Origin of the sequence: Cytobacillus sp. FSL R7-0680 (genome assembly GCF_038009245.1) — a bacterium.
GTDB classification, from domain to species: Bacteria; Bacillota; Bacilli; order Bacillales; family Cytobacillaceae; genus Cytobacillus; species Cytobacillus kochii.
On the sequence record NZ_JBBPAO010000001.1, the window covers coordinates 2,386,640 to 2,398,403 of the forward strand.

Consider the following 11,764-nt stretch of genomic DNA (forward strand, 5'->3'; position numbering starts at 1 on the left):
TTATCTATTGTAAAAGGAAAGGTTTTTTTTTAACTTAAGTGACATATGTGTCACTTAAATTCTAGACTTTCTCCTTTTCATTAGGTACAGAAAAAAAAGGAGCGAAGCAATGGAAAAGACAAAAAGTGTTGTAGTCATCGGAGCAGGTGTTGCAGGATTAGCTAGTGCGATACGATTACAAAAAGCAGGCTATGATGTAGAAATTTATGAAAGAGATAGTAATCCTGGAGGTAAAATGAATCGTATCGAAAAAGATGGCTTCACATTTGACCTCGGGCCGACTATCGTGATGATGCCCGAACTATACAGAGAGATATTTGAACTTGCCGGAAGAGATCCTAATGATTATATTCCTATGCAAAAACTCGATCCGATGTACGCTGTTTTCTTCAGTGAACAGTCTCAAGATCATTATGAAATATCCTCAAACTTAGTTGAATTAATGAAAACACTTGAAGATATTGATGAGAAAGATGCCCAAGGATTCCTCACCTATTTAGAAAAAATATACAAACGGTTTTTAGTTGCCAAAGAACACTTTCTACAAAAACCTTTTAGGAATGGAAAAGATTTTTACAACCCCAAAGTATTGAGGCAAGCTCTCAAATTAAGAACATTAGATAGTGCAGATTCATTTATTGGAAAGTACATCAAAAATGACAAAATAAAAAGTATGCTGAGCTTCCAAACATTATATATTGGGGTTTCTCCTTATACTGGACCATCTTTATATACGATTATCCCAATGATTGAAATACTTTATGGGGTCTGGTTTATAAAAGGTGGAATGCATACGATGGCAAAATCAATGGAAAAACTTTTCTTAGAACTAGGAGGTAAAATTAATTACAACTGCGACGTGCAACAGATCTTAATAAAAAATGGCAAAGCATATGGTATACAGGCAAACAACCAAGTTGTCCATTCTGATTATGTTATGTGCAACGCAGACTTTCCTCATGCCATGAAACACCTCATTCAAGATCAGCGCACTAAAGGAAAGAAATATACAGATAAAAAGATTGATCAAATGAAATATTCATGTTCCTGCTTTCTCATGTATATAGGGTTGGATAAAAAAGTGGAGCAACTAGACACTGTCCATAATTTTTATATTAGTCAATCTTTAAAGAGAAACATTGACGATATATTCGAAGGTAATCAATTAAATGACCCCTCTTTTTATGTTTATATCGGCTCAAAACTTGATGAAACAATGGCACCTAAAGATAAAGATGGTCTCTATATACTTGTTCCTGTTTCTGAGCTCTCTACAGCTAAGGATGAATGGACGCATGAAACCTCGCAACACTACCGCGAGCAAGTCATGAAAAAATTATCAACCATGCCTGGATTCGAAGATATTGAAGAACACATTATTTCTGAAACACATATCACTCCAATGGATTTCAAACATCGATTTAACGCTTATAATGGAGCGTGTTTTGGATTAAGACCAAATTTGACCCAAAGCAATCACTTACGCCCGCAAAGTAAAGCTACTTATTGTGAAAATCTTTACTTTACCGGTAGTAGTACACATCCTGGCGCAGGCGTACCGATTGTATTATTATCAGCAAAAATTGCCTCAGAGGAGCTTATATTAGATGACGAGAAAGCATACGAGAAAATTTAAGGGGGGCATGTAATGAATCAGCAGCTATTAGCCGATTATTATTATTGTGAAAAAATCATTCAAAACTATTCAAATAGTTTTTACTATACCTTTTCTCATCTACCGAAGGAAAAAGCGAATGCAGTGTATGCCATTTATGCTTTTTGTAGAATGGCAGATAATGCAGTCGACCTTCATGACAGTACGGCGGAAAAAGTTAACCGTCTGGAGCAACTACACGATGAACTTGTCCTGTTTCAACATAATAAGGAGCTAGATTTACCTTTATGGAGAGCATTACGAGATGTATTTAACCGCTATGAAATGAATATTCAACCTTTTTTTGAACAATTAGAAGGACAAGCAATGGATATTTCCTTCAAAGCCCCTCGTACAATAGATGAGTTGTTGAAGTATAGTTATCATGTAGCCGGAACTGTCGGCCTTATGCTGCTACCTATTATCGCTAAGACGCATTACCAACAACTAAGACCAATAGCTATTAAATTAGGAAATGCTATGCAATTAACAAATATTTTACGAGACATTGGTGAAGATTATCGCAATCATCAACGTATATATATCCCAGAAAATTTGCTAGTAAAATATCAATATTCAACTGGAGAACTTTCAAGAGGTGTGATTAACCCTTCATTTATTTCAATATGGGAGGAACTTGCCCAAAAGGCTGAAAGCGAATATGACAGCTTTGAAACGAGCTATCATCTATTTGATCGTGACTCTCAATTCCAAGTATTATCCGCTGCAAGAGTTTATAGAAGCTACTTAGCACAAATTAGAAACAAACAATATAACTGTTTTAAAGAAAAGCATGCGATGATCTATGATGATGTGGCGGATATATTAAATAATACAAGAATGGATTTAGCTAATTAAGGGGGATAATTAATGAAGCGAACAGCCATTGTCATCGGCGGTGGACTCGGCGGACTGTCCACTAGTATTTCCTTAGCACAGAGCGGTTTTCAAGTTTCATTATATGAAAAAAATGCTCACCTCGGTGGAAAATTAAATAGGCTTGAGCAAGATGGGTTTGGTTTTGATCTTGGACCAAGTATTTTAACCATGCCGCATATTTTTGAAAGATTGTTTAACGGCAGTGGCAAACAGATGTCTGAATATATTCCAATAAAGGAAGTAGCACACCAATGGCGTGCTTTCTTTCCAGATGGAAAAATGCTTGATCTCTTCTCAAATTTAGAACAAATGCTCACTGAAAATGATGATTTAACATCCAAGGATATAGAAGAATATGAGCAGTTCCTTCATTATTGTAAAGGGTTATATGAAATGACTAATGAAGGTTACTATAAGCATGGGCTTGATTCAACATTAGAAGTAATCAAACATCACGGAATCATCCGCTCACTTAGAGGGTTTGATTTATTTTCCACAATGTATGATGCCATCGAGCATCATATTAGTCATCATCATCTCAAGAGAATGCTCTCTTATTTTATCAAATATGTTGGCTCTTCACCTTATGATGCACCAGCTATACTTAATATGATGATTTATATGCAGCATAAGCAAGGGGTATGGTATGTGCCTGGTGGTATGCACAAAATTGCAGAAGGTTTAACAAAACTTGCTCAAGAAATTGGTGTTCATATTTACCACGGTCAAGAGGTAACAAAATTATCTACTAGCAAAAATAAAGTCACAGAAGCCATTCTAGCAGATGGTACCACCCTAAAGGCTGATTATTATATTTCCAATATGGAAGTCATTCCAACCTATCAATTTTTATTGAATGAAAACATAGGCTACATTAATAAACTTGAAAAAAAGTTTGAGCCCTCTAGCTCAGGTTTAGTGATTCATCTTGGTGTTAAAAATCAATACCCACAATTACGTCATCATAATTTCTTTTTCTCAAGAGATTTAAAGACGCAGATGAATAAAATATTTCATAAAAAACAACTACCAGATGATCCAACGATCTATTTAGTCAATGTCAATAAAACAGACCCAAGTCAGGCTCCAGTTGGCCATGAAAATCTTAAAGTGCTGCCACATATCCCGTATATCCAAGATCAGCCCTTCACAAAAGAGGATTATTTGCACTTAAGGACGACTGTACTCATTAAATTAGAAGAAATGGGATTGACTAATTTACGCCAATCCATTGTTACAGAGGATTTTTGGACGCCTGAAGATATCAAAGAAAAATACAACTCTCATCGTGGTTCTATCTATGGAACCGTTTCTGATAAGAGCAAAAACAAAGGCTTTAAACACCCTAAACAAAGTGAAAAGTATAAGAATTTATTTTTCACAGGCGGAACCGTAAACCCAGGTGGCGGTATGCCGATGGTCACACTTAGCGGTATGCAAGTGCGTGATAAAATAATGACTGCTGAAAAAGAAAGGGCGTAACATTCATGGTTCTGACCGGTATTCTCACCGTACTTGTCTTGTTCATTATATTTGGCCTCCTTTCTGGGAAGCTAATGTTATGGGAAATTCCCACTGCTGAAAAAAAAAGTACAAAACTGGTTTCACCACTTATAGAACAGGTATCTATCATTATACCCGCACGAAATGAAGCGAAACGATTGCCGAACTTACTCACTTCATTACAGCAACAAATTATGCAGCCAAGAGAAATTATTGTCATCGATGATGGTTCGGTAGATAGCACAGCTTCTATTGCTATGCATTACGGTGCAAAGGTTTTAAATACCAACACATTAAGAGAAAATTGGACAGGAAAGTCAGCGGCCTGCTGGCTTGGCGCGAACGAAGCGAATGGTGATTTCTTATTATTCCTTGATGCTGATACATTCTTTGAACATCCTGATAGCTTGCAGAATTTAATGCAAACATATGAACGATACGGAAAAACCGGTATTCTCTCTGTACAGCCTTTTCATCGTATTAAAAAATCCTATGAAAACTTATCCTTACTATTTAATATGATTGTTTTTGCAGGCATGAATGTCTTTACCATTTTTCGTCAAAAAATACCACCTGCAGGTGCATTCGGTCCGTGTATCTTATGTAATACACATGAATATCTACAGACAGGCGGGCATCAAAAAGTCGGGGAAGCGATTATGGATGATCTTGTGTTAGGAGGAATTTTTAGTAAAGAGGGATTCCCAGTCCATTGTATTAGCGGTAAAGACCTTATCAGCTTTCGTATGTACCCAGAGGGGATCAAAGGTTTGATTGAAGGTTGGACTAAAAGCTTTGCTACAGCTTCAAAGGCTACTCATTCTTTTATTACCATACTAATAAGTTTATGGATTGCCGGTGCCTTTTCTTCCGTTGCATTCATCTTATTGTCACTATGGCAAAGCAGTCTTAGCTTATTACTTATTTCATTAGGATTTTATCTTCTTTACATCTATCATCTTATTTTGCAGTCTCAAAAAATCGGTCGTTTTCATATAGCGAGTATTGTCCTTTATCCATTTTTATTTTGTTTCTTTACACTAACATTTGTATATTCTCTTTATTTAACGCGAATTAAAAAAAGGGTGAACTGGCGTGGTAGGAAGGTAAAAGTATGAATATTTTTCCGATTTTCACCCTTACACCACTCGCTCTTTTGACAGTTAATATTCTTGCATGGGGTTTCATTCACATCAGTTTATCTCTTTTACTAGCTTCTCTACCACTCCGTTGGTTTAAAAATGATTCTCATCTTTATCAATCAAAAAAATGGGAGAAAAACGGAGAGCTTTGGCAATGGCTGGTTAAGGTAAGACAGTGGAAACATAAAATTCCAGATGGTAAGCATATTATTTCTAAAGGATACGAAAAACAAAACTTACAGGGTGTTTCTCTGTCAGACCTTGAAGTTTTCTTATATGAATCTAGAAGAGCAGAGCTCACCCACTGGCTATCCATACCACCTGCATGTTTATTTTTCATTTGGAACCCCATTTGGGCAGGTTGGGTAATGATTGCCTATGCATTAATATTTAATTTACCTATTATTATCGTACAACGCTATAATCGGCCACGCTTAATACGCTTAATAGCATTAAAAAAATGCAGAAAAACTGTTTACTAAAGATAAGTAGCCTATCTCTAATTTTTAGAAATAGGCTACTTCATTTTAATATTGAATTAATGTATATTTCTTCTTCCCGCGACGAATAACTGTAAATTGACCCTCTATTTTATCTTGCTCACTCAACTGATAATCAACCTGTTGCATACGATCACCGTTAATGTAGATTGCACCGTTCGTTACGTCTTCTCTCGCTTGTCTTTTAGAAGGCGAAATTTTAGCCTCTACAAGTAAGTCAACAATATTGCCCTCTCCAGTATGTTGATAAGAAGGAACATCCTTAAACCCTTCCTTTACTTCCGCAGCGGTTAACTCTTTAATTTGTCCACTGAATAAGGCTTCAGTAATTTTCAGCGCTTGGTTCAATGCTGCTTCACCATGTATTTGTCTCGTCATTTCTTCTGCTAATGCCTTTTGTGCTTTACGTAAATGAGGCTCTTCTTGGACAGCTACTTCCAAAGCTTCGATGTCTTCACGTGATAGGAATGTGAAGTATTTCAAGTATTTAATGACATCTGCATCTGCTGTATTAATCCAGAACTGATAAAACTCATAAGGTGATGTTTTTTCGGCATCTAACCAAATGGCTCCACCTTCTGTTTTTCCAAACTTCGTACCGTCAGCTTTTGTCACAAGCGGAATGGTCATACCGTATGCTTTTGCACCTTCTCCAACCATTTTACGGATAAGCTCAAGCCCAGTTGTAATATTACCCCACTGATCACTGCCGCCAATTTGAATTTTACATTGATGATTTTCATAAAGATGCTTAAAGTCCATCCCTTGTAAAATCGTATAAGTGAATTCCGTAAAAGAAATACCTGATTCTAATCTTTTAGCAATCGTATCTTTAGCTAACATATAGTTAACCCCAATATGTTTACCGTAATCCCTGAGGAAAGTGACAATATTCATACTCGATGTCCAGTCGTAATTATTGACTAATGTCGCTCCATTATCTCCTTCAAAATCAAAAATACGTTCTAATTGCTGTGATAAAGAAGCAACATTTTCTTGTACTTTCTCAATCGTTTGTAGTGTTCTTTCTTCTGTCGCCTTTGGATCACCAATTAACCCAGTTGCCCCCCCTACTAACACAATCGGACGATGCCCAGCATTTTGAAACCTTCTCAATGTTAAGAAGGGTAATAAATGACCAATATGCATACTATCACCAGTCGGATCCATCCCACAATATAAGGAAATCTTTTCTTTTTCTAAAAGATCCTTCATCCCCTCTTCATCTGTTTGTTGATAAATAATGCCTCTCCACTGTAAATCTTCTAATAAATTCATCCACTTTTCCTCCTTTATTTCATAAAAGATAAATTTTTATCCAAAAAAAATACGCCCCTGCTCATTGCAGGGACGCATTTCTTTGCGCGGTACCACCCAGTTTGAGAACACTATTATTCTCCACTCTTCACTGATAACGGAAATACCGTTTACTACTACTAGATATATTCATTCGCAGTAAAAGCTCCGGGAGGTATTTCGCACTTCTATTTGTATCGACTCACAGCAAACCGTCGACTTTCTGAAAACAGGGATAGAATGACTACTTATGACCCATCAACGCTAATATTAAATTGAATCGTAATAATGCATTTTTATCATAAAAGAATAACCAATGTCAATATGACGTTTTTTTAACTTTTTTTCATCCCAATAGGAAAAATATGAATTTTGTACTTTATGACGAACCTTGTCATATTACCTGTTAGGTTATGCTATAATGTATTTGATTTTAGGAGGGATGAACGAATGAATGAGACCTTCAGCAAGATAAAAGAAAAAGCAAAAGCCGCGTTCGGTTTTTTAACTCATAATAAAACCAAAAAAGGCGCACGTATTACATATCAAGTTATATGGAACTTATTATTAATACTTGCAATTACCGTTATCTTAGGTGGGGCATTTGCAGGTGCCACAGGTATTGGCTATTTTGCTTCTCTTGTTAAAGATGAACCCCTTCGTTCTTATGAAAATATGCAAAAAGATATCTATAATTATGAGGAAACCTCAAAATTATATTTCGCTGGTGATGTATATTTAGGAAATGTAAGAACGGACCTTGAAAGAGAAGAAGTGAAGCTAGAAAATGTTTCACCATATTTGAGAGATGCTGTTATTGCCACAGAGGATGAGTACTTTTATGAGCACGAAGGTGTAGTGCCAAAAGCTATCCTACGTGCACTGTTTCAAGAAGTAACTAACGCCTCTACTCAATCTGGAGGAAGTACATTAACTCAGCAACTGATAAAAAACCAGATCTTAACAAACGAAGTTTCTTTTGATCGAAAAGCAAAAGAAATCTTACTCGCATTAAGGTTAGAGAATTATTTCGATAAAGAGGAGATTCTTGAAGCTTATTTAAATGTCTCTACTTTTGGCCGCAATGCGGAAGGTAGAAATATCGCTGGCGTTCAGGCTGCTGCCCAAGGTTTATTTGGTGTTGATGCTAAAGATGTGTCTATACCGCAAGCAGCTTTCATTGCTGGTATGCCTCAGTCACCTTTTGGTTATACACCATTCCAACAAGGTGGTGGCTTAAAGGATGAAGAGTCTCTACAACCAGGCATTGATCGTATGAAAGTCGTACTTAAGAGAATGTACGATGATGAAAGAATTACTGAAAAAGAATATAAAGAAGCTAGTGAGTATGATATTGTTGCTGACTTTAGAAAACCGAAAAATGATGATGCAATTGAAAAATACCCTTATTTAACTTATGAAATTCAAGACCGCGCCAAGGAGCTTTTGGCATCCATCTTAGCAGAACAAGATGGCTATGAAGAAGCTGATTTAACTGGTGACCTTAAAAACGAATATCTTATTTTAGCTGATCGAGCATTAAGACAGAATGGTTATCATGTTCACTCAACTATTGATAAAGATATTTATGAAGCTTGGCAAAAAGTTGTTAAAGATTATCCTAACTACGGCCCAGCCAAAAGTGCAACCTATGTAATCGATGGTGAAGAAAAAGAAGTAATGGAACCAGTGGAGGTTGGTGGACAACTTATTGAAAACAGTACAGGGAAAATTCTGAGCTTTGTTGGTGGTCGTGGCAAGGGTGTATCCTTAAATGAAGACCTTAACCATGCAACCGATACGTTAAGACCAAACGGCTCAACCATGAAACCATTACTTGTTTATGGTCCTGCATTCGAACTTGGTGCAGCACAACCAGGAAGTATTCTTCCCGATGTGCCACTGCGCTTAAATCCAGGTTCAAGTGACTATTGGCCAAAAAACTATTCTTTTACCTACCATGGTTTAGTTTCAGCAAGGTATGCCGTTGAACAATCTTATAACGTCCCAGCGGTTAAACTTTATACCGATATTTTGAGCCAAAATCCGGCACAATATCTTGAAAAGATGGGTATAACCACATTAACCGCAGAAGATAAAACGAATAGATCAGCTGCATTAGGTTCATTAACAAATGGTGTTTCCGTTGAGGAAAATACGAATGCATTTACTACATTTGCTAATAACGGTAAATTCGTAGATGCTTATATGATTGATAAGATTACTGATAAAGAAGGCAATGTCATCTACGAGCATGAAACGAAGGAAGTAGAAGTCTTTACTCCGCAAACAGCTTACTTAACAATAGATGTGATGCGTGGGGTTATTAATAGTGGGACAGCCACTGCTGTTAAAAACCGTTTAAAATTTAGTGCCGATTGGGCAGGAAAAACAGGGACAGGTAATAACTTTGAAGATGCATGGTTCGTCGCGTCTAACCCAAATGTAACCGCTGGTCTATGGAGTGGCTACGATACGCCTAAGTCTCTAAAAGCAAGTGGTAGTTTATCTTATAGCGCACGTAATAATTACTTATGGGCTGATTTGATGAACGCTGCTTATGATGTAAATCCTGAACTCATGAAGCCAGATAAAACCTTTAAACGACCTGATGGTATAGTCAGTCGCTCATTCTGTGCAATTAGTGGTTTAATCCCTTCTCAAGCTTGCTCTGAAGCAGGACTTGTTGATACTGACATCTTTAATGCAAAATATGTTCCGTCTAAATCAGATGATAGTCTTGGAACAGGTAGAATTGTCTATATAGGGGATAAAAAGTATTTGGCACTTGAATCCACACCAGCGGAATTTTCTGAGCCTGGTATGGTCATAGATGCCGATTATATTGAAAAACTATTTGGCATTAGAGCGAACCCAAGTGATTTATTGCCGAAAAGGGATAAATGGGCTAAAGTACTCGTTGCAGCCGATAAAATGAGTGAAAATGGCAAAAAGCCAGCTGCACCAAATGCTAAAGCATCAGGTAACTCCATCACTTGGGGGCAACATCCTGAAAATGACGTCATTGGTTATCGTGTATATAAAGACGGTAAAAAAGTAGCCAGTATAAAAGCCGGTGACTCCTTAGGCTATAAAGGTGGCAATGGTGAGTACCATGTTACAGCAGTTGATATTGCCGGTAATGAATCTTCACCTTCAAGCAAAGTCCAAGTTGGCAAAGTGAAGGAAGAAGAGAAGCCAAAACAAGAGGACAAAGTAAAAGAAAACGAGCCTAAAGAGGAACAAACAGATAAGGAAACAGAAACGGATAGCAAACCAGAAGAAAAACCGGAAGAGGAAAAGCCTCAAGGTGAAACAGAAAATCCTCCTGCGGAAGAAGATCAACCGGATACGAGTGATGAAGAATAGAACAATGAGAAATTTAGAGATTTAAAGAGGTGCCATTCGCACCTCTTTTTTATTTATCTTTATATTTTTACGTTTGATCACTTGGTAAAGTAACTTTCTTTAAAATAGATGTTTTCCAAGAAATAATTGTCGTGTTATCTCTTACATTATTTTCTTCGATACATCGAAACAATGTTTTCATGCTTTCTTCTTCCTTCGAACTGGCGAAAGCATGATAAATGTTTTGAGGGTTTGAATAGGGTTCATTCGGACATTCTAATAAACCATCTGTGGTCAGCAAGAGGTGATTTTCTCCTTGTCTTAACTCTCTGATACCAACACTGTAGCAAGGTACTTCTTGTTCAAAAGTATTGACTTGTCCTATCCACTCATAGAATTGCCTTTGGTTTAATTGGTATTGTCCTAATGAGGAAAGTTCTGGATGAAATAAATAAAGAACACAGTCCCCAACCGAAAACCACCAAATATATTTATCTTTCCTAACGACAATCAAACAAGCTGTTTCTCCCTGTGTCTTTTGGCAGATAGATAAAAATTTCTTAGATTGAAACATACTTATTATGTTTTCTTCTAACATCTTAAAAGTTTTCTGAGATGCAGTCATAGACAATAAAGGTTTTATTTGAGCCTTTCCATCCTCAAACAATCCTAACACTTTTTCAGCACTTTCGGCTGTGTTATGTGCATCTAAAACAATAACGAACTCCCAATCTTCCTTTTCGTTAAGCCATACTAAGCATCCATCTTCATTCTTATATTGACCTGCATTCGAATTTCCTCCATATCGGCCTACTATTATATGGTTTACATAGGTAATATTTTGTCTATCTACAAAGTCTTCTTTACTTCCCACCCAACTAAATTCTTTCATGTGGTTATTCATGAGGATTATTCTCTAAATATGTTTTCAGACGATTACAAAGTTCCACTACTTCTTTGTTTTCGCCCATTGGAGCCTCATCCCAATTGTAAACTTCCAGCGGACCCCAATATTCTTCTGGCGTATTCGGATAACGAGCGATTAAATGCATATGAAGATGTGGAACAAAATTCCCCGAAACAAGCGAGTAGATATGTTCAGCGCTTTCTGAATATTTTAGTGCTTTACTAACTCTAGCCATTATAACCCCGAATGCCCTAGCTTCTTCTCCTGTCATTTCAGCGAGTGTTGGTACGTGTCTTTTTAAATCAATCATAATATGACCTAAGTAGTTAGGCTTTCCATTTCTATCAATATGCCCCACATAGATATACTCATCTTCATAAATTATGACTCCAGCAGTTGCAATTTTTCCAGCATGTTTATTACATATAAAACATTCACTCATAGCTACTTCCCCCCCTTTTTTCTAAACAACACTCTCTATACTTGAAAAAACATTAAAAAAGCGAGTCAATTAGAGAGGAATACCTCAATCATT

Annotated in this window: 9 protein-coding genes and 1 other annotated feature; of the genes, 6 read left to right on the plus strand and 3 right to left on the minus strand. The window is 36.7% G+C overall.

Features of this window, described 5'->3' with window-relative positions; translation table 11 throughout:
* Positions 1-109 precede the first annotated feature (109 nt).
* Genes MKY26_RS11835 through MKY26_RS11855 form a run of 5 tightly spaced genes read left to right on the plus strand, consistent with a single transcriptional unit; the run spans position 110 to position 5,660 of the window.
* The gene (locus tag MKY26_RS11835; protein WP_307316794.1) at positions 110-1,636 is read left to right on the plus strand and encodes a phytoene desaturase family protein; all 1,527 of its coding nucleotides are present in this window, start codon (positions 110-112) and stop codon (positions 1,634-1,636) included.
* Positions 1,637-1,648: 12 nt separating this feature from the next.
* Positions 1,649-2,512 carry a phytoene/squalene synthase family protein gene (locus tag MKY26_RS11840; protein WP_307316792.1) on the plus strand — a complete coding sequence of 288 codons (864 nt, stop codon included), beginning with the start codon at positions 1,649-1,651 and terminating at the stop codon, positions 2,510-2,512.
* Positions 2,513-2,524: 12 nt separating this feature from the next.
* Positions 2,525-4,015 carry a phytoene desaturase family protein gene (locus MKY26_RS11845; protein WP_307316789.1) on the plus strand — a complete coding sequence of 497 codons (1,491 nt, stop codon included), beginning with the start codon at positions 2,525-2,527 and terminating at the stop codon, positions 4,013-4,015.
* 5 nt (positions 4,016-4,020) lie between these two features.
* Entirely contained in the window at positions 4,021-5,154 is a 1,134-nt protein-coding gene (locus MKY26_RS11850; protein WP_341097595.1) for a glycosyltransferase family 2 protein, read from the plus strand.
* On the plus strand, positions 5,151-5,660 hold the full coding sequence (locus tag MKY26_RS11855; protein WP_095372249.1) for a glycosyl-4,4'-diaponeurosporenoate acyltransferase CrtO family protein: 510 nt from the start codon (positions 5,151-5,153) through the stop codon (positions 5,658-5,660). Before MKY26_RS11850 ends, MKY26_RS11855 begins: the two co-directional genes overlap by 4 nt.
* A gap of 45 nt (positions 5,661-5,705) precedes the next feature.
* Here MKY26_RS11855 and tyrS read toward each other — a convergent pair whose 3' ends face one another.
* Positions 5,706-6,956: a tyrosine--tRNA ligase gene (gene tyrS / locus MKY26_RS11860; protein WP_095372248.1), complete on the minus strand. Its 1,251-nt coding sequence runs from the start codon at positions 6,954-6,956 to the stop codon at positions 5,706-5,708.
* 65 nt (positions 6,957-7,021) lie between these two features.
* Positions 7,022-7,245: a binding site (T-box leader), on the minus strand.
* Positions 7,246-7,424: 179 nt separating this feature from the next.
* On the opposite strand from tyrS, the gene MKY26_RS11865 reads away from it, so the two are divergent.
* The gene (locus tag MKY26_RS11865) at positions 7,425-10,343 is read left to right on the plus strand and encodes a transglycosylase domain-containing protein (RefSeq protein ID WP_307316783.1); all 2,919 of its coding nucleotides are present in this window, start codon (positions 7,425-7,427) and stop codon (positions 10,341-10,343) included.
* A 67-nt stretch (positions 10,344-10,410) separates the two neighbouring features.
* On the opposite strand, the gene MKY26_RS11870 is transcribed toward MKY26_RS11865, so the two are convergent.
* Together MKY26_RS11870 and MKY26_RS11875 are read right to left on the minus strand one after the other, a co-directional pair.
* A complete protein-coding gene (locus MKY26_RS11870) occupies positions 10,411-11,226 on the minus strand; it encodes a protein phosphatase 2C domain-containing protein (protein WP_341097600.1) in 816 nt (271 codons plus the stop codon).
* Positions 11,219-11,671 (minus strand): HIT family protein, encoded by a 453-nt coding sequence (locus MKY26_RS11875; RefSeq protein WP_341097604.1) that lies wholly within the window; start codon positions 11,669-11,671, stop codon positions 11,219-11,221. Before MKY26_RS11875 ends, MKY26_RS11870 begins: the two co-directional genes overlap by 8 nt.
* Between the last annotated feature and the right edge of the window lie 93 nt (positions 11,672-11,764).

Coding starts and splice junctions, on each gene's coding strand:
- MKY26_RS11835 (WP_307316794.1), top strand. CDS start 110: ATGGAAAAGACAAAAAGTGTTGTAGTCATCGGAGCAGGTGTTGCAGGA.
- MKY26_RS11840 (WP_307316792.1), top strand. CDS start 1,649: ATGAATCAGCAGCTATTAGCCGATTATTATTATTGTGAAAAAATCATT.
- MKY26_RS11845 (WP_307316789.1), top strand. CDS start 2,525: ATGAAGCGAACAGCCATTGTCATCGGCGGTGGACTCGGCGGACTGTCC.
- MKY26_RS11850 (WP_341097595.1), top strand. CDS start 4,021: ATGGTTCTGACCGGTATTCTCACCGTACTTGTCTTGTTCATTATATTT.
- MKY26_RS11855 (WP_095372249.1), top strand. CDS start 5,151: ATGAATATTTTTCCGATTTTCACCCTTACACCACTCGCTCTTTTGACA.
- tyrS (WP_095372248.1), bottom strand. CDS start 6,956: ATGAATTTATTAGAAGATTTACAGTGGAGAGGCATTATTTATCAACAA.
- MKY26_RS11865 (WP_307316783.1), top strand. CDS start 7,425: ATGAATGAGACCTTCAGCAAGATAAAAGAAAAAGCAAAAGCCGCGTTC.
- MKY26_RS11870 (WP_341097600.1), bottom strand. CDS start 11,226: ATGAATAACCACATGAAAGAATTTAGTTGGGTGGGAAGTAAAGAAGAC.
- MKY26_RS11875 (WP_341097604.1), bottom strand. CDS start 11,671: ATGAGTGAATGTTTTATATGTAATAAACATGCTGGAAAAATTGCAACT.